Source organism: Paenibacillus sp. J5 (assembly GCF_054955055.1).
The window spans coordinates 125,687-150,654 of record NZ_JBUEDD010000012.1; the positions used below are offsets into that span (position 1 = coordinate 125,687).

General features: G+C 56.0%; 18 protein-coding genes. 15 read left to right on the forward strand and 3 right to left on the reverse strand.

Annotated elements, in window-relative coordinates:
* Positions 1 to 357: 357 nt before the first annotated feature.
* Both ACY1JZ_RS21005 and ACY1JZ_RS21010 read right to left on the reverse strand, forming a co-directional pair.
* Complete coding sequence (locus ACY1JZ_RS21005; RefSeq protein WP_462630814.1) at positions 358 to 1,551, reverse strand: pyridoxal phosphate-dependent aminotransferase; 1,194 nt, start codon at positions 1,549 to 1,551, stop codon at positions 358 to 360.
* A gap of 104 nt (positions 1,552 to 1,655) precedes the next feature.
* The gene (locus tag ACY1JZ_RS21010; RefSeq protein WP_270171487.1) at positions 1,656 to 2,102 is read right to left on the reverse strand and encodes a hypothetical protein; all 447 of its coding nucleotides are present in this window, start codon (positions 2,100 to 2,102) and stop codon (positions 1,656 to 1,658) included.
* A 256-nt stretch (positions 2,103 to 2,358) separates the two neighbouring features.
* Here ACY1JZ_RS21010 and ACY1JZ_RS21015 point away from each other — a divergent pair, with 256 nt between their 5' ends.
* The gene (locus tag ACY1JZ_RS21015; RefSeq protein ID WP_462630815.1) at positions 2,359 to 3,156 is read left to right on the forward strand and encodes a carbon-nitrogen family hydrolase; all 798 of its coding nucleotides are present in this window, start codon (positions 2,359 to 2,361) and stop codon (positions 3,154 to 3,156) included.
* Between the two features lie 78 nt (positions 3,157 to 3,234).
* Here ACY1JZ_RS21015 and ACY1JZ_RS21020 read toward each other — a convergent pair whose 3' ends face one another.
* Positions 3,235 to 4,164 carry a LysR family transcriptional regulator gene (locus ACY1JZ_RS21020; RefSeq protein ID WP_462630816.1) on the reverse strand — a complete coding sequence of 310 codons (930 nt, stop codon included), beginning with the start codon at positions 4,162 to 4,164 and terminating at the stop codon, positions 3,235 to 3,237.
* Between the two features lie 240 nt (positions 4,165 to 4,404).
* Between ACY1JZ_RS21020 and leuC the strand changes: the two genes are divergently transcribed.
* From leuC to ACY1JZ_RS21090, 14 genes are all read left to right on the forward strand, one after another.
* Positions 4,405 to 5,826, forward strand: a complete 1,422-nt coding sequence (leuC, locus tag ACY1JZ_RS21025) for a 3-isopropylmalate dehydratase large subunit (RefSeq protein WP_462630817.1) — start codon at positions 4,405 to 4,407, stop codon at positions 5,824 to 5,826.
* A 213-nt stretch (positions 5,827 to 6,039) separates the two neighbouring features.
* On the forward strand, positions 6,040 to 6,633 hold the full coding sequence (gene leuD, locus ACY1JZ_RS21030) for a 3-isopropylmalate dehydratase small subunit (protein ID WP_270171481.1): 594 nt from the start codon (positions 6,040 to 6,042) through the stop codon (positions 6,631 to 6,633).
* A 196-nt stretch (positions 6,634 to 6,829) separates the two neighbouring features.
* On the forward strand, positions 6,830 to 8,287 hold the full coding sequence (locus ACY1JZ_RS21035) for an N-acetylmuramoyl-L-alanine amidase (RefSeq protein ID WP_462630818.1): 1,458 nt from the start codon (positions 6,830 to 6,832) through the stop codon (positions 8,285 to 8,287).
* A 34-nt stretch (positions 8,288 to 8,321) separates the two neighbouring features.
* Positions 8,322 to 8,888, forward strand: a complete 567-nt coding sequence (locus tag ACY1JZ_RS21040) for a GerMN domain-containing protein (RefSeq protein ID WP_462630819.1) — start codon at positions 8,322 to 8,324, stop codon at positions 8,886 to 8,888.
* Between the two features lie 14 nt (positions 8,889 to 8,902).
* A complete protein-coding gene (locus ACY1JZ_RS21045; RefSeq protein WP_462630820.1) occupies positions 8,903 to 11,647 on the forward strand; it encodes an S-layer homology domain-containing protein in 2,745 nt (914 codons plus the stop codon).
* 169 nt (positions 11,648 to 11,816) lie between these two features.
* Positions 11,817 to 12,509, forward strand: coding sequence for an endonuclease III (gene nth, locus ACY1JZ_RS21050; protein ID WP_270171474.1), 693 nt, complete (start codon positions 11,817 to 11,819; stop codon positions 12,507 to 12,509).
* A 6-nt stretch (positions 12,510 to 12,515) separates the two neighbouring features.
* Entirely contained in the window at positions 12,516 to 12,788 is a 273-nt protein-coding gene (locus tag ACY1JZ_RS21055) for an NAD/NADP transhydrogenase alpha subunit (protein WP_270171472.1), read from the forward strand.
* A 3-nt stretch (positions 12,789 to 12,791) separates the two neighbouring features.
* Positions 12,792 to 16,469, forward strand: coding sequence for a dynamin family protein (locus ACY1JZ_RS21060; RefSeq protein ID WP_462630821.1), 3,678 nt, complete (start codon positions 12,792 to 12,794; stop codon positions 16,467 to 16,469).
* Positions 16,470 to 16,916: 447 nt separating this feature from the next.
* The gene (locus tag ACY1JZ_RS21065; RefSeq protein WP_462630822.1) at positions 16,917 to 18,701 is read left to right on the forward strand and encodes an ABC transporter ATP-binding protein; all 1,785 of its coding nucleotides are present in this window, start codon (positions 16,917 to 16,919) and stop codon (positions 18,699 to 18,701) included.
* Positions 18,698 to 20,527 carry an ABC transporter ATP-binding protein gene (locus ACY1JZ_RS21070; protein WP_462630823.1) on the forward strand — a complete coding sequence of 610 codons (1,830 nt, stop codon included), beginning with the start codon at positions 18,698 to 18,700 and terminating at the stop codon, positions 20,525 to 20,527. Before ACY1JZ_RS21065 ends, ACY1JZ_RS21070 begins: the two co-directional genes overlap by 4 nt.
* A gap of 150 nt (positions 20,528 to 20,677) precedes the next feature.
* Positions 20,678 to 21,853, forward strand: a complete 1,176-nt coding sequence (gene purT, locus ACY1JZ_RS21075; protein WP_270171465.1) for a formate-dependent phosphoribosylglycinamide formyltransferase — start codon at positions 20,678 to 20,680, stop codon at positions 21,851 to 21,853.
* A 238-nt stretch (positions 21,854 to 22,091) separates the two neighbouring features.
* Positions 22,092 to 22,922 carry a GDSL-type esterase/lipase family protein gene (locus ACY1JZ_RS21080; RefSeq protein ID WP_462630824.1) on the forward strand — a complete coding sequence of 277 codons (831 nt, stop codon included), beginning with the start codon at positions 22,092 to 22,094 and terminating at the stop codon, positions 22,920 to 22,922.
* A 68-nt stretch (positions 22,923 to 22,990) separates the two neighbouring features.
* Entirely contained in the window at positions 22,991 to 23,974 is a 984-nt protein-coding gene (locus ACY1JZ_RS21085; RefSeq protein ID WP_462630825.1) for an ABC transporter ATP-binding protein, read from the forward strand.
* On the forward strand, positions 23,967 to 24,953 hold the full coding sequence (locus ACY1JZ_RS21090; RefSeq protein WP_270171458.1) for an ABC transporter permease: 987 nt from the start codon (positions 23,967 to 23,969) through the stop codon (positions 24,951 to 24,953). Before ACY1JZ_RS21085 ends, ACY1JZ_RS21090 begins: the two co-directional genes overlap by 8 nt.
* Positions 24,954 to 24,968 lie beyond the last annotated feature (15 nt).

Here is a 24,968-nt window from a genome sequence, read left to right on the forward strand (position 1 = left end):
TGGCTGAGGCCTGAGCCTGCTAACCATGCTGAAAACATAAAAAGACTCCCGTCCAAAAAAGGACGAAAGTCAGTGCTTCCGCGGTACCACCTTTAATTGACAGCGGCGGCTCCTTGGCAAGGGCGCTGCTGTCCAGCTCGTTGCCCGGGTAACAGCGGGCGTCTGTCCGGGGTTGAATCCGGCCGTTCGGAGCCTAGGGTATAAGCTGACTTCGCGGGCAACTCTTCCAGCCTGTGGAGTTGTCTCTCTGTGCGCGAATGGGTGGCCGCTTATAGGGGCTCGTCATTACGTTTGCATTACATATGGTGTTACATTGTATTCATTCAAGCATATCATGATCGACGATGCCTGTAAAGATTACCCGAATACGCCAAGCTTGCCGATGCGTTCGATCGCTTCAGCGAGCCGCTCCTCCGAGGTAAGCAGCCCCAGACGTACATAGCCTTCGCCGTGCTCGCCGAAGCCGACGCCAGGAGCTACGACAACATGAGCCTCCTCCAGCGCCAGGTCTGCGAACTGCGTGGACGTCATGCCCTCCGGCACCGGCAGCCAGCAGAAGAAGGAGCCGCCCGGACGCGGCGCCTTCCAGCCGATCCGATCCATGGCGTTGTACACAGCATGCAGCCGACTCTCATAGGTAGAGACAAGCTCGTGTACACAATGCTGCGGCCCGGTGAGCGCGACAGCCGCCGCTTCCTGAATGCCGCCGAACAGGCTGCAATAATAATGATCCTGGATCAGATTGATGGCCGCTATCAGACGAGCGTTGCCGATCGCGAAGCCGACGCGCCAGCCCGCCATATTATAGGTTTTGGAGAGCGTATAGATCTCGAAGCCAACGTCCTTGGCTCCTGGCGTCTGCAAGAAGCTTACGGGCTGCTGACCGCCGAAGCCGATGGCGCCATAGGCGAAATCGCTGACCACTGCAATCTGATGCTGGCGTGCGAACCGCACCGTCTCCTCATAGAAGGCGCTGCTTGCTACCGCTCCGGTTGGATTGTTCGGGTAATTGATGAACATCAGCTTGGCCTGGTCAGCTATGGCTGGCTCAATAGCGCGATAGTCGGGCAGAAATCCATTGTGCTCCGTCAGCGGCATGAACGCCATGCTGGCTCCCGCGAGCGCAACGCCTGACCAATAATCCGGGTAGCCGGGGTCGGGCACCAGACAGATGTCGCCCGGGTTGAGCAGACATTGGCTGATCTCGACCAGTCCGGTTTTGCCCCCGAACAAGATCGCGACCTCGGTCTTAGGGTCAACCTCTACACCGTAATCCTCGCGATAGCGCTCAGCTACCGCTTCCTTGAGGAAATCATAGCCGCCAAACGGGCTGTAACGATGGTAGAGCGGGTTGGCGGCTGCACGCTGCAATGCCTCGACAATATGCGGCGGTGTCGGGCGGTCGGGGTTGCCTTGCCCAAGGTTGATGACATCATGACCCTTGGCTATCTGGGCATTAGCTTTTTGAACGAGCGAGGCAAAAAATTGCTTCGGCAGGCCTTTCATTCGCTCGGCAGGCTCGCCGATTAAGATAGTAGGATTAACGGTCATCTACAACACTCCACATCGTGCTAAAATTATGCATTTAAATGTATCAGATTTAGGCACGAGTGTCGAGAGGCAGGCCGTGATTTGGCTACACGGGGCATCGATATTCAGGACGGCAGTCCCACCTTGCGCAAAAATGGCTTGATGTCAGCGTCAAAGGTGAAAATATACGGCTTGCGCTGAGGATCGAAGACGAGCAAGACGGCAGGCTTCTGCGGGCAGTAGAATAGAAACACCTCGGCGGCGCTAACCTCCAGCCCTTGGGTACGGACGGTGATCGGCTGACCGAGAGGCACCCGGAATACATGGCCGCATTTGTCCTCCGGCTTCAGTTGCGGGGACAATCCGGTGACTGAGCCGAGCCAACTGGCGGCGAACTGCTGGAACTGCGCATCGTTCTCGATCGTCTTCACGACTTTGCCTGCTGCGACATCAAACACTTGCACGGGGCGAAGCCGGGTTGGCTGAGCTTCCGAGGCGGAGGCTGCGGGCGCACCCAGTCCGATTATCAAGCATGCCAGCAGCATGATGGCTAAGGGTTGTATTTTGGTCAATGTTGTCATCTCCTCATCATGTCGGTGTACTCTGAATCGCCTGCCATAATAACTGGCAGGGAGACTACCTTTTTACTGTACCCATTCGCGCACTCTTTCATTAACATCCAATACTTGGGTTGTGCGGCGCCTCTTGCGGAGCTGGTATACTTTTGCTACAGGGTTAGCCTTAATCATACACTCGCTGCTCTTGACAATACCGAGCCAACAGCTATGCTATTTAATATAGAAAGAAGAATAGAATGGTGGGACAACGGTGAATAAAGACAAGCTGGAGATCGCATTAATTCAGATGCATATTGAAGCGGGCGACCCCAAGGCCAATACGGTACGGCTGGAGAGAATGCTTCGCGAGGCGGTGGCAGGTGAGGTGAAGCCTGATCTGATTATGTTCCCTGAGATGTGGAATACAGGCTATGCGCTCGACAGGATCGGGGAGCTGGCGGATCAGGAGGGGCGCCAGACGAAGGCGCTGCTGTCCGCATTCAGCCGTGAGCATCAGGTGATAATCGTAGGAGGCTCGATCGCAGAGAAAAGGGAAGATGGCGTCTATAATACGAGCTATGTGTTCGACCGAGAGGGAGAGCTGGTGGCCGACTATGCCAAGATTCATCTGTTTCGGCTTATGGATGAGGAGAAGCATCTGCAGGCAGGAACCAGCCGTGGCAAGCTTCGGATAGAGGGCATCGATGCTGGCATGATGATCTGCTACGACATCCGTTTCCCCGAGCTGGCGCGCGGTCTGGCGCTTGATGGGGCGAAGCTGCTGCTGGTGCCGGCAGAATGGCCGCACCCGCGCCTGCATCATTGGCGGACTTTGCTGAATGCGCGGGCAATCGAGAACCAGATGTATGTCATTGCCTGCAACCGCACCGGCACGAGTGGCACAACAAGCTTCTTCGGCCACTCGATGGTTATCGATCCATGGGGAGAGATAGTTGCCGAGGCGGGCGAGGAGGAGACGATCCTGCGGGCACAGATCGATCTGCAGTTGGTCGATGAGGTGCGCACCCGCATTCCGGTATTTGAAGACCGCCGTCCGTCGCTGTACTAGAGAGATTCCTATTGCAGACGGGAGCCAATTTGCCGGGTTTCACTTGGCGCCGTGCATCTTAGGTTGCACGTAATCAAGCTATGTCCACGGCAACTGCTGCTCATGCCCATCCAGAGTCGTCTTCATCGTCTGGATGAATGCCTCTGCTGCCTTCGACAGGTAGCGACCCTTGCGGCTGGCGATGACCAGCGTGCGGGAGGGGGTAGGGTCGAGTGGCAGATAGGCCGGGGCTAGTTGGCTCCAGCCGGCGCGCGCCACCATCATCGGCACGAAGGCGATGCCCATACCGGCAGCGGCAAGCGATTGCACCGTCTCGATATTGGTGCTCTCGAATACGATGCGCGGTTCGAAGCCGGCCTGCTGGCACAGGTCAAGCGTAATCTGCCTGAATCCTTGCCCCTTCTTGAGAATAATAAACGGCTCATGGCGCAGCTCCTCAATGCGGATTCCTGCGAGCGGGTTGGCGCCCTGTGCGGCCTGCACGAGCCGATGCTGGGGAGGCACCGCCAGGCAGATCTTCTCCATAATAAGCGGCTCCCAGGAGAGCGACGGCTCGGCCAGCGGCAGCGAGAGCAGACTCAGATCGGTCTGACCGCTGGCGGTCAACTGCTCCAGCTTGGAGGAGCTGTCCTCTACGAGCACAATCTCGATCTCCGGGTAGAGCGATTGGAAGACCGGCAGCACGAGCGGCAGCACATGAGAGCCGGTGATGGGCAGGCTGCCGACCACCAGGCGTCCCTTGCGCATATGCGCGAGATCATCCATCTCCTGCTTGAGCTGGTCAACGGCATCAAGAATCGCCTGCGCCTTCTCGACGAAGGCGGCGCCGGCATGGGTCAGATCAACGGAGTTGGTTGTCCGTCGAAACAGCAGGACACCGATCTCCTTCTCCAGCTTCGAGAGCTGCTGGCTAAGCGAGGGCTGGGCAATATGTAATTTTTCGGCGGCACGCGAGAAGTTCTTCTCAGCCGCGATCTGGATCACGTAGTGTAGTTGGCGAAGCTCCATCGTTCATCTCTCCTTCATACTATATGTCAGGCGTTGTATGCCTGTAGCGATTGGCAATGAGCAGGTGTTGAGTCAAGTGTACCTCAATAGGTTAAAACTATCAACGTTATAGATATTATATCTTAGAACAATGAAGAAAGAAATGTTAAGATAGATTCAGAAATGATACGTCTGATTGACGGAAATCTTGCAACTATAGGCGATGTATAGAGCCTGACCACAATTAAGAGGTGAACAGCAATGAAAAAGAGAACCATGTTCGAGAAAATTTGGGACAACCACGTTATCCATCAAGAAGAGGGAAAGCCTAGCGTTATCTACATTGATCTGCATCTTGTTCATGAGGTAACGTCTCCGCAAGCATTCGAAGGACTGCGCATGACTGGACGCAAGGTGCGCCGCCCGGATCTGACCTTCGCTACGATGGATCATAACGTTCCTACCAAGGATCGCTTCAATATTACAGACCCGATCTCCAAGCAGCAGATTGATACGCTGACCCAGAACTGTAAGGATTTTGGCGTTACGCTGTATGACCTGGACAGCCTGGATCAAGGTGTTGTACACGTTATGGGGCCTGAGCTGGGTCTGACGCATCCTGGCAAAACCATTGTTTGCGGCGATAGCCACACCTCGACTCACGGTGCATTCGGCGCGCTGGCGTTCGGTATCGGCACAAGCGAAGTAGAGCATGTTATGGCTACTCAATGTCTGCAGCAATCGAAGGCGAAGACGATGGAGGTTCGCTTCATCGGCAAGCGCAAGCCGGGCGTTACAGCCAAGGACTTGATTCTGGGCGTTATTGCCAAGTATGGCACAGACTTCGCTACAGGCTACGTGCTGGAGTATACTGGCGAGGCGATCAGCAGCTTGTCCATGGAAGAGCGGATGACGGTGTGTAACATGTCGATCGAAGCGGGCGCGCGCGCTGGCCTGATCGCACCGGATGAGACGACCTTTGAATACTTGCGTGGACGTCAATATGCGCCACAGGGCGAAGCGTATGACAAGGCAGTTGCAGCTTGGAAAGAGCTGGCGACCGACGAAGGCGCAGTGTATGACACGGTCGTAGACTTTGATGTCGACTCGCTCATCCCGCAAGTAACCTGGGGCACGAGCCCAGGCATGGGCACTGACATCACGTCCAATGTTCCTGTCCCGTCCAGCCTGCCAACTGAGAATGAGCGCAAAGCGGCTGAGAAGGCGCTGGAGTACATGGGTCTTGAGCCAGGTACGCCGATGACAGCGATCGAGATTGACTATGTCTTTATCGGTTCTTGCACCAACGGACGGATTGAGGACTTGCGCGCCGCTGCCGAGGTGGCTAAAGGCTACAAGGTGAGCGAGAAGGTAACGGCGATTGTCGTTCCGGGCTCGGGTCGCGTGAAGCTGCAGGCAGAGAAGGAAGGTCTGGACAAAATTTTTGAAGAAGCGGGCTTTGAATGGCGTGATGCAGGCTGCTCGATGTGTCTGGCGATGAACCCGGACGTTCTGAAGCCTGGCCAGCGCTGTGCATCGACCTCCAACCGCAACTTTGAAGGCCGTCAAGGCCGCGGTGGACGCACGCATCTCGTATCGCCTGCGATGGCAGCAGCAGCAGCAATTACCGGTCGCTTCACTGATGTGCGCGAATGGGAATTCAAGTCTGAAGCTGTCGTGTAATTACAGCCGACCTCGATTGTGATGCTAGATATAGTTGATGCTAGATATAGTTAAGGTAGTTAATATAGTTAAGAGATATTAAGAGCCGCCGCTGCAGGCGGTGTTAAGCACAATAGATATGGAGGCAGCAGGAGCGCCCGCGCTCCTGATTGCCGTCCAAGGACGGCAAAGCCATTTACGCTTCTTGCATATACGAAGGGATGGATACAGAATATGGAACCATTTAACAAGCTGACAGGGATTGTAGCACCTGTAGACCGCGTCAATGTGGACACAGACGCGATTATTCCGAAGCAATTTTTGAAACGGATCGAGCGCAGCGGCTTCGGCCAGTTTTTGTTCTATGAATGGCGGTTCTTCGAGAGCGGCGAGATTAACCCGGAGTTCGAGCCGAACAAGGCTCGCTATGAGGGAGCATCGGTGCTGATCTCCCGTGCGAACTTCGGCTGCGGCTCGTCCCGTGAGCACGCGCCATGGGCCATTCTTGACTATGGCTACAAGTGCATCATCGCGCCTTCCTATGCGGACATCTTCTACAACAACTGCTTCAAGAACGGCATTTTGCCAATCAAGCTGAGCGAGGAGCAAGTAGAGGAGCTGTTCCAGCGCACAGCGGCTAACGAAGGCTACAAGCTGACGATTGATCTGGAAAACAAGAAAATTACGGACGAATTGGGTCTGGAAATTGCATTTGATTTGGATGAGCATCGCCGCCAGTTCCTGCTGCAAGGACTCGATGACATCGGTCTGACGCTGCAGCATGAAGACAAGATCTCTGCTTATGAGGCTGCGCGCGTCGTATATTAATTGAATATAGGCCATCCTGGCTAACTGTTGAGGACCCCGAATTTTTCGGGGTCTTGCTGCTATGCAACAGGTGCAGGGGCGGGGGCAAAATTTACCTCGAAACGCAACTTTTTCTGTCGGTCTGCGTCTAATTGTATGTCTGAGAATAGTCGAATGCGGCAATTCGATACGGCTAAATACGATGTAGAGGTGACCGATGAGAAAGCTAGTAAATCTGATGCTGTTGGTATTGTTGGTAGTTGTTATCTGGCCAAGCCAGGGCTATGCCGCAACCGTCCCGAAGCTGATCCTGGACGGTAAGACCCTGGAGCCGGATGTTGATCCGGTCGTCATGCAAGGCTATACGATGGTGCCAGTCTCCTTCATCACCAGGGAGCTCGGGGTGAGTATCGAATATTCAGCCGCTGCGAAGTCCGTCACTATACATAATGATTCAACGACGATTGTGCTGCTCATTGACAACAAGATAGCGACCGTGAATGACGAGCCTGCCGAGCTGGACGCTCCGGTCAAGCTGGTGAAGAGCAGGACGATGGTGCCCTTGCGCTTCGTCGGCGAGCGTCTGGGCTTGAATGTGCAATGGGAACAGCAGACAAGCACTGTAACCATGACCCGAATTGTACAAGCCCCGACAGAGGAACCGCAGCAGCCTGTACAGGAGGTTGACGCTGAGGCGACTGTTGGCGCCAGGCCTGCGCCTGTGGATGCTGCTGGACTTATTACCGGCATCAGCTTTGACGGGACGGCTGCGGTCATATCCTATACCGGGCAGATTGTGCCAAGCACCCCCTTCTCATTGACAGATCATGACCGGATTGTGCTTGATATGCCGCTCACCGGGTTCGCGCCGGAGTTTGTCGCAGGCTTCACCCTGCAGCAGGATGGAACGCGCAGCGGTGAAGGCATCCAGGAGCTTGCAGATCACCCGCTGCTCAAGAAGATTCGCTACAATATTACTGGAAGCCCGTCAACGGTGCGCGTCGTGCTCGACCTGAGCCAGGCTGCCAGCTATATGACGATTCAGCAGGATGGGCTGATTCGCATCGAATTAACCGGAGCACTGGATGGAGAAATGCCGGTTGTCATTCCGAATATTGATCCGCCTCCGAAGGGGGTTTACCGGGTTGTCATCGACGCGGGGCATGGCGCCCATGATCCGGGCACGACGGGCATCAGCAACACGAAGGAGAAGGACTTTAACCTGAGCGTCGCACTCAAGCTGCAGGCGCTGCTGCAAAAGCAGAACAATATAGAGGTATACTTGACGCGCGAGAATGATACGTACTTGACGCTTGACGAGCGGGCGGAATTCGCTAACAAGCTGCAGGCCGATCTCTTCATATCGATTCATGCCAATAGCGTGTTGAATGCACCTAAGGCGAATGGTACCGAGACGTATTATTACCATGACTACAGCAAGGAATTGGCTGCCGTGATTCATAAGAATCTGCTGCTTGGAACCGGATTGGCGGATCGCAAGGTGAAGACAGCAGGATTTGTCGTCATCAAGAAAACGACGATGCCAGCGGTGCTGATCGAGGCTGGGTTTCTATCCAATGCTGGCGATGAGAAGGCGTTGTTCAACGATTCGACTCAGAACAGAATTGCCGAGCAACTCTTGGCAGGCATCAAAGAATATTTGAAGCTGAAGTAATCTGTTCTGAATCCAATGCGGGAGGGTACGTATTATGAATCGATATCTATATTGGGTCATGCCGCTACTGATTCTGGCACTGCTGGCAAGCGCATGCGGCAAGGCGGACAAGACTCCGCCGGATGCAAGCCAGGGAGCTGGGATGGGTGCTCAGAGTGAACAACAGGAGCCGGGAAGCGAGCAAGAGAAGGAGCCTGAGCGCGTGAAGCAGAAGCAGACAATTGCGGTCTATTATACGGATGACCAATTGCTGGAGCTTGTCGCAGGTGAAGCCGAGATTGAGTATGATACGGAGCAGGAGAAGCTGGAGGCGGCGCTTGCAGCGCTGAAGCAGCCATCCAGCGAGGGGCAAGTGTCCTTGTGGCAGGACGCTGTATTTCTTTCGGTGACGCTACAGGACGGTCTGGCAACCGTCGATATATCGTTGCCTGATGAGGCCAGGCTGGGGGCGCCAGGTGAAGCGTTCGCGCTTGAAGCGATTCAGAAAACCTTGTTCCAGTTCGAAGAGGTAAAGGGGCTGGAGCTGCTTTTGGATGGCGAGCCCGCTGACACCCTGATGGGTCATGAGCAATTGGAACATCCGTTCACCAAAAATAAATAAGAGGAGCTATCCTGATGACATTGAAATCTTCCTGTTATAAAGTTCTTTCCACCGCTCTTATTGCATCGCTGCTGGCAGGCACCGGCGCATATGCCGACACATTGCCAGAGCAGCAGAGCGCAGACAGCGCGACTACTGCGACTGCTGCCACCGGGCAGGCGACACCGTTCACCGATGTGGCCGCTGGCCATTGGGCGGAGAAGCATATTGCGAAGCTGAATCTGCAAGGCATTATCCAAGGTAAGGGAGTCGGAAAGTTTGGCCCCAACGATAATGTTACTCAGGAGGATGTGGTGGTGCTGGCCATCCGTCTGATGGGCAAGAGCAGCCAGGTAAGAAACGATGATGCCGTCGTATTTCCTGAGGGCTTCAAAGTATCGGATTATGCGAAGGGATATGTTGTGCTGGCCTTCCAGGAGGGGCTCCTGAACCGTAATGAGGAGCTGAGCACGCTCAAGCCGGAGAGCAACGAGGAGTGGGGGAAGCAGCCTGCGAGCCGCGAGTGGGTGACGAAGCTGCTCATCCGCGCGATCGGCATGACGGAGCTGGCCGAATCGCTCGTGAATGTGACCTCCAGCTTCTCTGATACCGCGCAGATTAGCGAGGGCTATACCGGCTATGTGAATGCGGCGGTTAACCTGAAGCTGATGAATGGCGTATCGGCGACCCGATTTGACCCGCAAGGGAAGATTACGCGGGCGATGATCGCCAAGATGTACAGTCTGGCAGAGCAGTACTATCCGGTCAGCTATGCGAACCAGTCGGTAGGGCTGATTACGGCTCTGAGCGACACGTCTATCACCTTATTCGATACCGATACCGCCTCGGAGAAGACACTGCCGATCAGCAGCAAAGCGCTCTACTATCGTTATGATGCCGAGACGCCAGCTGCTGCCGACAAGCTGACCAAGTATGCGCGGGCAATGGTTATCGCAGCGGAGAGCGGTGCGGTCTATATTGAACAGCTCGATGACGAAGTGCGCGTGGAGACGCTGCGCGGCGAGGTAAGTCGCGTCGTGCCAAGCGAGAACAAACTGTGGTTATTTATAAATAATGAAATGAAGGATTTTATCTATCCAAGCTCTGTCATCGTGAAGGATTCCAACGGCAAGACGCTGCAAATTACCGATCTGGCGACGGATGCGACTATCGAGGTCGTGCGTGACACGTTCCGCACACAGCCAATGGTGCTGGAAATTCGCGTTCAGGGAGGCAAGATTAACAAGACGGGCCAAGGACGCATCATCGCTGTCTCGGAGACGGGCATCACCATTGCGGATGCGGACGGCACCGAAGAAACGTGGGGCTGGGCGAGCAGTCCGTTGATCTCATGGAATAAGGAGATCAAGACGGTAGCTGATCTGGCTGTGGGCGACGTCATTGCCTATGACATTGCAGCCGGGCTGGTGACGAAGGTCAATGTAACGTCTACAACGGTGGGCAAGACAGTGACCGGAGTGCTGCAGCATATCGATGCTAACAGCAAGACGATCAACTACAAGGTCGACTCCAACTCCAATGCGCTCAATGCGAACTATCTGGCCTCCAATGTGCAAGTAAGCATCGAAGGCATCACGGTCAGCTCGATCAGCGATCTGGTGAAGGGCGACCAGGTGAAGCTGACAATTAATGACCGTGACGAAGTGATCCAGATTCAAGTGATCAACCGCAAGGTAGAGATGATGAATGGCGTCACGATTTTGAACTATGACCAGGACAGCAAAATTTTGACTATTACAGATTCGGCGGGCAAGCCGACTGCGGTGCTGCTGACAGGCAGCACGAAGGTTGAAATTAACGGCACGCAGTCCACCATAGATGCAGTACGCGGCATGCTGCTCAAGAACCGCAAGGTGATACTCGGCTTTACCGATGGCGCGGCCGTCTATCTGAATCTGGTCAATAGCTATACGGGCACATTGTCTGACATTAGCACGATCAACAGCCAACTGACGCTGGCGTTCGATACCGGCGGCACGATGAAGATTCCGTACAGCTCGCCAGGCGTCGAAATCTATGGCAAAACCTCTGCGACCTTCGCTGATCTCAAGACAGGCGACCGTATCACGGCACTGATGGATAATACGCAGGAGAAGGCGATCTCGGTTCAGGTGCATCGCACCATTCAGCAGGAGGTGGTGTCGGTAGACACAGCGGCGAAGAAGATTCGGCTGAAAACTTCTGATGGCACGATCAATGAGCATTCTGTGCTCTCCGGCTGGAAGCTGCTCAATAGCCAGGGTACGGCAGTGGCGCTCGGGTCGTTCAGCCCAGGGCAGGTAGTCAACGTGCAGTATGTCGGCAGACAGCCGGATACGATCAAGCAGGTGCAGACCAGCTTTGGCAAGGTGACCTCGATCGGTACCGACCAGATCACGATCACGGCGCTGAATGGCGCATACTCCGACGTTAAGCTGGGGACAGGCTTCAAGGTGATTCGCAATGGCGTGACGAACACGTCCACCTCTGCGCTCAATATCGGCGATTATGTCGATGTACGGCTTAATGAGACGGAGACGACCGTTGTGACCGTGAATACGGGCAGCGTGAAGAAATTCCGCAGCTATGTCGCATCCTCCAAGGAGTTATATGTATATGCGAGCACGATTAACGATGCGAGCACTCGCTATGTGCTGGACAACGATACGAAGGTGATCGATGCTACAGGCGCGGAGATCACGATGCAGTCCTTGAAAAATGCGGATGGGCTGACGTTGTATACTGTGAACGGGAAACTTGTGCTCATTGTCAAATCTTAAGGGTGCTTGATCCCCGGAGAGGCCTCTATAATGAGAGGTCTCTCCTTTTTGTCGTTTATGCTGCGCTACAGTCGTTGAAACTTCTAAATTTTTCTCAATAATAGACTTGCGCACAGACATATTTTTCGCTACACTTTGAACGAAGCCCATAATAGGGAGAGGAACAGCAATGAATGTAAAACGGATGAGGGAGATACTGGACGTAATTGCAGAGATGTTCCCTGACGCGCATTGCGAGTTGAATCACAGCAACCCATTCGAGCTTACGATTGCAGTGCTCCTATCCGCTCAATGTACTGATGAGACAGTCAACAAGGTAACGGCTGACTTGTTCACAAAATATAAGCGTCCCGAGGATTACCTTAGCGTTCCTCTGGAGGAGCTTCAGCAGGATATTCGAAGAATCGGCCTGTATCGCAACAAGGCCATTCATATCCAGAAGCTGTGCCAGCTATTGCTGGATAAGTATGATGGACAGGTTCCCAGGGAGCACAGTCAACTGACTGAGCTGCCAGGCGTAGGACGCAAGACGGCTAACGTCGTCATGTCCAACGCGTTTGGCGTACCAGCCATTGCTGTGGATACGCATGTGGAACGGGTCTCTAAGCGTCTGGGAGCGGCCAAGCCGGATGACTCGGTGCTGGAGGTTGAGAAGAAGCTGATGAAGCTTGTGCCCCGTGAGGAATGGACGCTCACGCATCATCGTCTGATCTTCTTTGGGCGCTATCATTGCAAGGCACAGAACCCGGCCTGTCCCGTATGTCCGCTGCTGGATCGATGCAAGGAAGGCAAGCGGCGTATGAAGCCGGTGCGTAATAGGAAAGATAAGGAACAGAAAACTACAACGGTGAGAAAAGGATGAGGCAGGATGAAATGTATTTCCGTCTACACGAACAATTTTGAAGCTTTCTCTGATATTTACGAGCAAATTATGGCAGCTCCTCCACAGGAGAATGAGGATCTGGTGGTTGAAGGGATTACCGTGAGTGGTTCCGGGGATGTACCCGATCAATATATTGAAAGAATGCGTCTGAAGCCTGAGGTTGTCGTGATGCGCGAGAAGCGCAAGGGCATTACGATTCTGCAGCATGGCAATGTGTTTGAAATCTGCATGCCGGCTGACAGTGAGAACGTGGGTTAAGCGATGATAACAGACCGTAATTCTACCGCGGCTCTGGATCTGCTGGAGCTTGCTTCTGTTATGGAAGCGGCAGGTGATCGGCTGCATGCAGGCCAGGTGAAGGAGCTACGGGGGAAGCAGCAGGCAGGCCAGTTCACGGCTGCCTTTTGCGGCCACTTCTCCGCTGGCAAGTCGACGCTGATTAATCGGCTCTGCGGCACGATGCTGCTGCCTTCAAGCCCGATTCCGACCAGCGCTAACGTGGTGTCGATCCATCATGGCGCGCCCTGTGCGACGATTAACCAGTTGGTGAACGGCCAGCAGCAGCAGCTTCAGGTTCCTCCGGAGCAGTTGGAAGCCTATTGTGTGAACGGAGCTGAATTCAGCTCGGTCGATATATCGTATCCATTGGTTCATGTAGGAGAACAGACGGTGCTTCTGGATACGCCAGGCATCGATTCAACGGACGACGCACACCGAATGGCGACCGAGTCGGCGCTTCATTTGGCAGACGTCGTTTTTTATGTTATGGATTACAATCATGTCCAGTCCGAGATTAATTTCTCCTTCGCCAAGCAGCTCAAAGACTGGGGCAAGCCGCTCTACCTCATTGTGAACCAGATCGACAAGCATCGCGAGCAGGAGCTGTCCTTTGCAGACTACAAGCGAAGCGTAGAGGAGTCCTTCGCGAACTGGGGATTGGAGCCGGCGGGCATCCTCTATCTGAGCCTGCGCCATCCAGAGCATCCCTACCAGCAATGGGAGGCGCTTACGAGGCTGCTGCGCGAGCTGGAAGCGCTGGCATCGCCGCTGAATCAAGCCAGCATTGCGGCGTCGGCCGCCCATCTGGCGAAGGAGCATGTGCGCTGGCTGGAAGCAGGCCAGTCTGTAGAGCGCGAGCGCTTGCTTGCGCAGGCTGGAGGCGAGGAGGAGCTGGCTGCAGTGCGCGACGAGCTGACTCTGCTTCAACTGCAACTGGAGGAGCGCCGGGCCGAAGCCGAGCAGCTACGCGCACGGCTTCGGCTGGAGACGCAATCGTTGCTCGATAATGCCAACATTACACCGGCGGCGACCAGGGATCTCGCTCACTCGTTTCTGGAGAGCCGCAAGCCGGGCTTCAAGGCCGGCTTCCTGTTCGCCGGGGCGAAGACGGCAGCGGAGCAGCAGGTCCGCCTCGACAAGTTCTACGAGGAGTTCAGCGAGAAGGTTCAGGCGGGCATCCAGTGGCATCTCGCCGATCTGCTACGTAAGGAGGCGCAGCAGCTAGGCTGGCGCGACGAGTCGCTCGAGGAGCGGCTGGCTGCGCAGCTCTCCGGCATCGTCACGCCGGAGCTGCTGCTGGAGCAGATTCAGCCGGGAGCGGTATTCAGCAACGAGGCGACGATGAACTATTGCCGCGAGCTGGCGGCGACGGTGCGCAGTCTGTTCCGGCGGCAGGCGCTGGAGATTATCGACGAGCTGGCGGACACCGCCCGCGAGGCGGCATCCGCAGCGGCGGCGCAGGCTGAGGCGCGCATCACCGCGCTCGCCGGCGAGGCGCAGGCGCTGACGGCGCTGGCTGCGCTCGACGCCGCGCTTGCCGCGCAGCGCGCGCGCATGCAGCCGCTGCTGCCGCAAGCGCCTGGGGCGCCTGCTGCGCTGCCGCGCCCGGCGGCGCCAGCAGCGGCCGCGCCAGCGCCTGCGGCTGGCGCCAGCGCAGCGCCCGCGCCGCAGCAGCACGGCGTGCCGCAGGCCGCCGTGCCTGCCGCCGCGCAGGCGACGCCGCGCGGCGCACACGCTGCTGCGCGCGGCGCGGACGCCGCAGCAGCGCTGCTCGCGCCGCAGCGGCGGGCCGCGGCGCTGCTGGAGCGCGCCGCCGGGCTGCTCGCGCCGCATGAGCCGCTCGCGGCCGCGGCGGACGCCATGCGCGGCAAGGCAGCGCGCCTGGCGCAGAGCCGCTTCACGATCGCGCTGTTCGGCGCGTTCAGCGCGGGCAAGTCCTCGTTCGCCAATGCCCTGCTCGGCGAACGGGTGCTGCCGGTGTCGCCGAATCCGACGACAGCGGCCATCAACCGCATCGTGCCGCCATCTGGCGAGTACGCGCATGGCACGGCTCGCATCATCATGAAGGCGCGCGCGGCGCTGCTCGATGATCTTCGCTATTCCTTGAGCTTGCTCGGCGAGGAAGCGGACGGCAAGTCCGCGTCGGAGCTGCTGGCAGCGATTCGCTCGCTCAAGCCGGGGGACATTCATCCCGGCGGTCGCCCTCACTACAGCTTTCTCAAGGCCGCTCTTAATGGCTGGGAGGAGATGGAGGGGCTGCTGGATGGCGAGCTGAAGGTCGATACGGAGGATTACCGCCGCTATGTGGCCGAGGAATCGAAATCCTGCTTCGTGCAGGAGATCGAGCTGTATTATGATTGCCCGCTGACGGCTCAGGGCATCGTGCTGGTCGATACGCCTGGCGCGGATTCGGTCAACGCCCGGCATACCGGAGTCGCCTTTAATTATATTAAAAATGCCGACGCTATTTTATTTGTTACGTACTACAATCATGCCTTCTCCCAGGCCGACCGTCAGTTTCTGCTGCAGCTTGGGCGGGTGAAGGATCAATTTGAGCTGGACAAAATGTTCTTCATCGTCAACGCCGCTGACCTTGCTGCCGATCGCAAGGAGCTGGACGGGGTGCTCTCGCATGTTGAGGCGAATCTGCTCCAGCATGGCATTCGCCATCCGCGTCTGTTCCCTATGTCCAGTCTGGCTGCACTCGACGCCAAGCTGACCGGGGATGCCGAGCTGCAGCAGCGCTCGGGCATCGACGAGTTCGAGCATGCCTTCCTGTCCTTCACCTCCGGTGAGCTGGGTCAGCTCGCTGTTGCGTCCGCAGAGCAGGATATTGAGCGGTCGATCGATGCGGTGGCGAGCTGGCTCGCCTCCGCTGAGGGTGACGAGCATACTCGCCAGGCGGCGCTTGGCCTGCTGGAGCAGGAGGAGCAGCAGGCGCTGGAGAGCGCGCGCAGGCTGGCGGAGTCGACCCCGTTCGAGCCGTTGGCTCAGGAGCTGGAGGAGCTGCTGCATTATGTGCTGCAGCGGCTGTCCTTCCGCTTCGGGGATCATTTCAATTACGCCTTCAACCCATCCGCATTGCAGGATGACGGCCGCGATATGAAGCGGATGCTGTGGACCTGCTGGCAGGAGCTGCAGCGTCTGCTCCAGAGCGAGCTGTCCGAGGAGCTGCTGGCGACCTCGCTGCGTATGGAGAACACGATGAAGAAGCTCGTGCACTCCGCTTACGCCGCCGCTGCTCAGGAGGCCGCCGAGCGGATGAGCGCACTGTCTGTGGCTCCGCTTACGCCGCTAAGCTTGCCTACACTGGAGGTTGGCGAGCTGTGGCAGACGGATCGCGTGGACCGCAAGCTGCTCGTTGCCCATTTCAAGAACCCACGCCATTTCTTCGAGAAGGATGGCAAGGCACAACTGCGCAAGGAGCTGGAGCAAGCGATTGAGGAGCCGCTGCGCAGCTATGCCGATGCCAAGCTGCAGGAGTGGTCAGGTCGCTACAGACTGCTGTGGCAGGAGCTGCTGGCGGACGCCTCTGGCAAGCTGGCCGGCGAGGTGCAGCGTCATAAGGCAAGTCGTCTGTCGGCGTTGTCCGCCGTGATTGAGCCTGAGATACTGCGCGGGCTACATGCCGAGCTGGTGAAGCTTGCAAGCGAGCAGTAGCGATTGTCATCATTAAGGAGCATCGTTATTTGTATAGCCATCCATCTAATTTAGGCATCCCTGTAAGCTAGCTGTCATACAAGCCACAACGCCCGCCGCAACGCCGGATAATCCCCGGAGGTTCGGCGGGCTTGCTTGTTATAGCTCGCTTAGACTCATTGATTCTCATCGATTCTCAGTTGAACGGGTGGGGCGCCTCTGATGATAGCCAGCACATATTTGCGGGTTTGCATACATGCCCTAGGGTGAAATTCATCAAAAACAGAGCAATTGGTGCATATTGCCTACCAAAACGGAACATTCGGAAGTATACCCCCCTGTGCGTCTCTAATATGTGAACAAATCATGGCAGAGTCAAAAATATGGTCAGATCGGCTGTTTGCCGTCTGTAGCGGATGCTGTTAAGATTCTTTCATGATCAAAATAAACGAACGGGGAGAGAGTTCATTGGACGTCTTCAAGCAACTGAAGGACTATTACTGGCCTGAGCGAAGATTGATGCTGGCCTCCATTATCAGCCTCATCTGTGCTACTGCGCTCGGTCTGGTCTACCCGAACATGCTCAGAGTGCTGATCGATGATGCCATATTAGGGGAGAATTACAGTCTGGTGCCGACCATTGCTCTAACTGTTGTAGGCGTTGTCATTGTGAAGGGCGCGCTGCAATATGTACACGGGTTCTTTGGCGGAAGATTAGGCAATCGGGTCGCCTACCGTCTGCGTAATGAGAGCTATCGCAAGCTGCAATATTTGTCCTTCCAGTATTATGACAAGGCCAAGACCGGCGACTTGATGTCGCGGCTGACGGCTGATCTGGAGGCGATTCGCAACTTTGTCGGCTTTGGCTTTGCACAAATATTGAACATGCTGCTGATGGTGGTGTTCGGGGCGGCCATGATGCTCTACATCAACTGGCAGTTGACGCTCCTCACCTTCATCTCGATGCCGCTGCTCGCCTATACCGCACTGCGGTTCGAGAAGAAGATCCACCCCGCCTTCCAGGAGATGCGGCTGGCGATGAGCCATCTGACGACAGCGGTTCAGGAGAACATCACCGGGGTTCGCACCGTCAAGTCCTTTGCTCGCGAGCCGCATGAGGTGAACAAGTTCTCGGTACGCAGCGAGGAGTATAAGGACAATCAGATTCGCGCCGCCACAATCTGGGGCAATTACTTCCCGGTCATGGAGCTGCTGGCTAGCCTTTGCATCGTTATATTGCTAGTTGTAGGAGGCAGGCTGGTTATTCACGGGGAGCTGGAGCTGGGCGAGCTGGTGGCTTTTTTTAGCCTCATCTGGTATATCGTCGCTCCGATGTGGCAGCTTGGCTTCCATATCAACAACTATACGCAATCCAAGGCGTCCGGCGAGCGTGTGCTGGAGCTGTTCAACCAGTATGTCCATGTCAAGAACGGCGATCATGCTGTGGTGCTCGATAACAGCAAGGTGAAGGGGCATGTGCAGTTTCAGCAAGTCACCTTCAATTACGACGGCAAGCAGCCAGCATTGAAGCGCTTCACAGTGGACGCTCCACCGGGCAAGGTAATCGGGCTGCTCGGCGCTACTGGATCAGGCAAATCCACCGTCAGCCAACTGCTGATGCGGGCGTATAACATTCAAGAAGGGAAGATTACGCTCGATGGGCGCGATATTCGCGAGCTGGATATTGCCAGTCTGCGGAGTCAGATAGCGACCGTATTTCAGGAGACCTTCCTGTTCTCGGCATCAATTCGCGACAATATCGCCTACGGGGTGCTCGACGTATCGATGGAGCAGATCATCCATGCCTGCAAGCTCGCCAAGGCGCATGACTTCATCATGGAGCTGCCGCTCGGCTATGACACCATAGTTGGCGAGCGGGGCATGGGGCTGTCCGGCGGTCAGAAGCAGCGGATTGCGATCGCCAGAGCGTTGATCAAAAACCCGCGTATCCTGTTCCTGGATGATGCGACGAGCGCAGTGGATATGGAGACCGAGCATGAGATTCAGGCTGGCTTCAGGGAGCTGATGGCGGGCCGTACAACCTTCATCGTCGCGCATCGCATCTCCTCGCTCCGCCATGCCGATGAGATTGTTGTGCTGGACAGAGGGGAGATTATCCAGCGCGGCACGCATGAGCAGTTGATTGCCGAGAAGGGTCATTATCAGGACACGTACAATATTCAATATGCGGACCGTCCTGCGCAGCCGCGGGCTGCAGACGGGGCGGCTTCGGAGAGGAGGGTTGCACATTGAGCGAGCAGCAGAGTACATCCAAGAGCAAGCGGGAGCGGTTCGTCTACGAGGATGATCAACTGATCGAGAAGCCGTTCAACTGGGCGCAACTGCGGCGGCTATTCCACTATATGAAGCCTTACAAGCGGCAGTTGCTGCCGATCATTCTGGTGATGATGGTGCTGGGCACCGCGACGCGCCTGGCGATCCCGGCCTTGATCATCCTCGCCATCGACGAGGCGATCTGGCCCAAGGGCGGCAATCCGAGCCTGTCGCTCCTCTACACCTATGCCGCCATTATGCTTGGACTGTATGTCATCCAATGGGCAGCCAATACACTGCGGATCAAGTACACGAACATCATCGGGCAGCGCATTATTTACGATTTGCGCCATGATCTGTTTACGCATATTCAGAGACTGAGCTTCCGGTTCTTCGACAAGCGTCCGGCCGGCTCTGTACTGGTGCGGATTACCAATGATATTAATGCCTTGCAGGACCTATTTACGAACGGTGTCGTCAACCTGATGATGGACTGTGTTCAACTGATCGGCATCATCATTATTTTGCTCGTATGGAACTTCCAGCTCGGTGCCGCGGTCATGATTACGGTGCCGATCATGTTCTTCGTCTCGGCCAGTCTGCGCAAGCGCATCCGCTTCGCCTGGCAGGATGTGCGAATCAAGCAATCGCGGATTAATGCCCATCTGAATGAGAGCATTCAGGGCATCAAGGTGACACAGGCCTATGTGCAGGAGAGCAATAATATCCATTATTTTGATAAAATGAATCAGGTCAACATGAAAGCATGGCATAAGGCGTCCGCGCTGAACCAGAGCTTCGGCCCGGTCATCGAGATGACCTCGGCGATCGGCACGCTCATCCTGTTCTGGTATGGCTCCCATCTCATTCAGACCGGAATCATTACGGTGGGCGTGCTGGTCGGCTTCGCCAACTATATCGGCAACTTCTGGGACCCGATCAACCGTCTGGGGCAGATGTATTCGCAGTTGCTGATTGCCATGGCATCGTCAGAGCGAATCTTCGAATTCATCGACGAGCAGCCAAGTGTGCCTGAGCTTGCGAAGCCCAAGCCGCTGCAGCAGATTGAGGGTCGTGTGCGCTTTGAGAATATCGTATTTGAATACGAGCCTGGCCGTCCGGCGCTCAAAAACATCAGCCTGGACGTGAAGGCCGGCCAGTCGATTGCGCTCGTCGGACATACCGGCTCTGGCAAGAGCACGATTATTAACCTGCTGTGCCGCTTCTATGATCCGGTAGAGGGACGGGTGCTGATCGATGGGCAGGACATTCGCGAGGTGTCGCTGTCCAGCCTGCGCTCTCAGGTGAGCATTGTGCTGCAGGATACCTTCATCTTCTCCGGTACGATTCGCGACAACATCCGTTATGGTCGTCTGGATGCGACAGATGAGGAGGTAGAGCTGGCCGCACAGGCCGTGAACGCCCATGAATTCATCGCGGCGCTGCCTGACGGCTATGATACAGAAGTTGAAGAGCGGGGCAATGTGCTGTCGATGGGTCAGCGGCAGCTATTATCGTTCGCCCGTGCGCTGCTTGCCGATCCGCGGGTGCTGATTCTGGATGAGGCGACAGCCAGCATCGACACCGAGACCGAGCTGAAGATTCAGGAGGCGCTCAAGACGCTGCTGTTCGGCCGTACCTCGTTCATTATCGCACACCGCCTGTCCACGATCCGCCATGCCGACAAGATCGTCGTGCTGGATCATGGCGTCATCATGGAGGAGGGCAACCATGATGAATTAATGCAGCGCCAGGGGATCTACGCGGGGCTGATTGAGGCGCAATACCGCTTCTTATCTGCTTAATCTGCCGCTTGCTTGTCGGGCGTGTGTTCGAGATTTCTTATTGCACTACTTGACTTCACCAGGGAAAAACCTCCACAATGGAAGAAAAAAGATGGCACCTTGGCATTCAATTGAGCCGTGGTCAGCCCGCTTCCAGGAGGTTTTTTCTTTATGTTTGGTTCACCTCATTCATCCCATGCTGTAAAAATGCTGCTGCTCGGCTCCGGCGAACTGGGCAAGGAGGTCGTGCTGGAGGCGCAGCGTCTCGGGATCGAGACGATCGCGGTCGATCGCTACAGCCAAGCGCCCGCGATGCAGGTTGCGCACCGCGCCTATTGCATCGATATGCTGGATGGACAAGCGGTGCGCTCGCTCATCGAGCAGGAGCGTCCCGATTATATCGTTCCGGAGATCGAGGCGATCGCCACGGATATGCTCGTGGAGCTGGAGCAGGAGGGATATAAGGTGGTGCCGACCGCGAAGGCTGCCCGGCTGACGATGGACAGGGAGGGCATACGCAGGCTGGCTGCGGAGACGCTCGGGCTGCCGACAGCGCCGTACCGCTTTGCTGAATCACAAAATGAACTGCGGGTGGCCGCGCTGGAGCTGGGCTTCCCGTGCGTCATCAAGCCCATTATGAGCTCATCGGGCAAAGGGCAGAGCGTCTGCCGCAGCGAGGAGGAGCTGGCGCATTGCTGGGAGCTGGCGATGGAGGGCGGGCGCGCGAAGAAGCAGAAGGTGATTGTGGAAGGCTTTGTTCGCTTCGAGTCGGAGATTACCTTGCTGACGGTGCGCTCGGTGTCGGGCACGGCCTTCTGCGCACCGATCGGCCATATTCAGCAGGATGGCGATTATATCGAGTCGTGGCAGCCGCATGAGGTAACAGAGGATGACCTTGCACAGGCACATGAGATTGCGGCGAAGGTGACAGAAGCGCTGGGCGGTTATGGCATCTATGGGGTCGAGCTGTTCCTGACCCGGGATGGCGTATTGTTCAGCGAGGTGTCGCCGCGCCCGCATGATACCGGGATGGTGACGATGGTCACGCAGGATCTGTCGGAGTTCGCGCTGCATGTGCGGGCTATATTGGGCTTGCCGATCCCGGGCATCAGGCTGCTGACTCCGGGAGCGAGCAGCACGCTCAAGGCGGGCAAGGAGCAGGCTGAATTCCGTATAGGCGGCGTGGAGCAGGCGCTGTCGTTGCCAGCTACTCAGGTGCGCTTATTCGGCAAGCCGGTTACGAAGCCAGGACGGCGGATGGCTGTTGCGCTGAGCACTGCCGCAGATGTGGAGCAGGCGCGGGAGACGGCGAGGCAGGCGGCTAGCCTGCTGTATATTGAGTCGTGACAGAGATTTGTTAGACGAGGCGGGGTGCAGAGCAGGCAGAGAAGAGGCCGTTGCTCGGCGTCCTGCCTCTTTGCAATAAAGGAACATATGTTCTATAATGATTGATATGCTGTGGATTAGGGTATCATTTCCTCAGAAGGATGGATGCGGCCCAGGTCCAAAATTTGCAAATCGCGCGGAGAAGCATTATTTTTAAATAAGCTGTTACGATTACAGGGCTCATAAGGAGGATGACGAGATGAAACATCGACCGCGAGGCTCGGCGCTTCTGTGGAGGGCGATCGCAGCGGCAGCTCTGCTGTCAACCGCATTGATGCTGTTTGGGTTCGCTTATGCGCTGCAGGATGTGTTGAATCCGGCTGCGCCTGCAGGTAAGGGCAATAGTCCTGCGCTTGGAGAGCGAAAGCCGCAGCGAGAGGATAAGTCGGTGTTGAACGTGGTGGCGCTAGGTGATTCGCTGACGAAGGGTACAGGCGATGTAACAGGGCAGGGCTACGTGCGACGGGTTGTCGCGGGACTGTCCGAGCAAGGCATGAAGGCGAAGCTGGTTAATAATCTGGCGATCAACGGATTGAGAACCGACCAGTTGATCGAGAAGCTGGAGAAGGATGAGGGCACGCGCTATGCCTTGAAGCAAGCTGATCTAATCCTATTTACAATCGGCGGCAATGATCTGTCCGGCCTGCTCAGAACGGTGCTCCAGGGCGGCGGTGAGCTGGATATGGGAATCGATAAGTTCACAGAGGAGCTGCAAGCGGGTATCGGGCGTCTGGAGACCATCTTCAAGCGGATTCACGAAGTGAATGGAGAGGCGAAGGTAATCTATGTCGGTCTATACAATCCATTCTATCCGATTCCCGAGCTGCGCCCTGGCAGCTTGCAGGTGCAGAACTGGAATAATGAAGCGTATCGCCTCAGCGTTAATTATCCGAACATGAGGCTTGTTCCTACCTTCGATCTGTTTGAGAGCGAAGCGGGTGTATACCTGGGTTCGGATCGTTTCCATCCTAACGGTGAAGGGTATCAGCATATTGCGGAGCGTGTGCTGCAGGTGCTGCAGGAGGAATAATGGAATCCGACCTTGCGCTGCGTAGGACAGATCACGAGACTTGGATAGATCGGGAGGAGGAGCAAGGCATGTCACAACAATTGCGGGCAGTAGCCAGCGGCAAGGATTCTGTGCTGTCTGTGGAAGGCTTGCGCAAGCGAATCAAGGGGAAATGGATTATTCATGACGTCAGCTTTGATGTATATCCAGGCGAGATCTTCGGCTTTCTGGGGCCGAACGGCTCCGGCAAGACGACAACCATCCGCATGCTGGTCGATCTGATCAAGCCGACGGCAGGCCGAGTCAAGATTGGCGGTTATGATGTGCAGAGGCAGCCGGAGCAGGCGCTTCGCTATGTCGGCAGCATTGTCGAGAACCCGGAGGTCTATCCGTATTTGAGCGGATGGGAGAACCTGGAGCATTTTGCGCGCATGCAGCCAGGCATTGATCAGGAGCGTATTCGTGAGGTGGTCGAAATTGTTGGCATGGATCAGCGCATCCATGATAAGGTGAAGACCTACTCGCTCGGGATGCGGCAGCGGCTCGGGATTGCGCAGGCATTGCTGGCGCGGCCGAAGCTGCTCATATTGGACGAGCCGACGAACGGGCTTGATCCGAAGGGAATCAAGGAGCTGCGCGAATTTGTCCGCATGCTGGCTGATCAAGGCATGAGCGTGTTCATCTCCAGCCATCTGCTCAGTGAAATCCAGCTCATGTGCGACCGTGTGGCGATCATTAACAGCGGCAGAGTGCTTGCGGTTGGCAAGGTTACAGAGCTGCTCGGGCAAAATGCCAGCTATGTGCTGTGGCAGCTTGACAAGCCGGAGGAGGGACGCCGGCTGCTTGCTGCGATGCCTGAAGTCAAGCTGCTCCAGCCAGGCGAGCATGGAATTGAGGATACGGTGCTGTCTGAGCTGCCTGATGCGCTGGTGACGACTGTCGCGGCGGAGGCGGTATCTGGCGTGGTGAGCAAGCTGGTCGCGAACGGGATTGGCGTCGAAGCGGTGCAGAAGGTATCGCCTTCGTTGGAGGAATTATTTTTGAAGCTGACGGGAGGCGAGGGCATTGTCTAGTTTACTGCCGCTGATTCAGAATGAAACGATGAAAATTTGGAAGAAGAAGCGTTTCTTTGTCATTCTGCTCATACTAGCGATTTTGATCCCGATCTTCACCTATGCACAGATGAGGATGGCCATGAACAATGAGGAGAAGTTTTCGGATTGGCGCAATCAGGTCATCCAGCAGATTAACGATTATCAGAATGCGCTCACCAGTGACCGAATTCCCGAGGAATTTAAGAAATACCGTCAGATTATGGTGCAGCAGCTCACCTACTATTTGGAGAATGATGTCAATCCGAGCGCGCCCAATGCCGTCACCTTTACAAGAGGCTTCGTCAATAATGCGGTGACGCTGTTCATTCCGCTGCTCGTCCTGGCGATCGGGTCTGACCTCGTATCGGGTGAACGATCCAGCGGAACAATCAAGATGCTGCTTACCCGCCCGGTGCGCCGGTGGAAGATTTTGCTGGCGAAGCTGATCGCGCTCATTTTTTATATTTCACTGACGATGCTATCCACTTTGGTTTTGTGTTATGCTATATCGGGAGTTTTCTTTGGCTATGGGGGCTGGCAGTTGCCGGTGTTCACCGGCTTCCAGATTAACGGGGCAGAGGTGGACAGCAGCAGCGTGCGCGCCGTGCCGCATTGGCTCTATATTATGATGCAGGCAGGGCTGGCCTGGTTCTCGGCGCTGATCGTCGGCTTGCTGGCATTGATGGTGTCGGTGCTCGTTCGCAGCACGGCAGCCAGCATCGTGACGATGATGGCCACGATTATCGCAGGGACGATACTCGCCAACATGGCCTCATCCTGGGATGCCGCCAAATATATATTCTCCGTCAACCTGCAGTTGACCAGCTACCTGGACGGCTCGCCGCCGCCCATCGAAGGCATGACGCTGCTATTCTCGATTGGTGTGCTGTCCGTATGGGGGCTTGCTGCGCTAATCGTCTCGTTTGGCGTCTTTACGAAACAGGACATCTTGAATTAAAATAGCTTGAAGTGA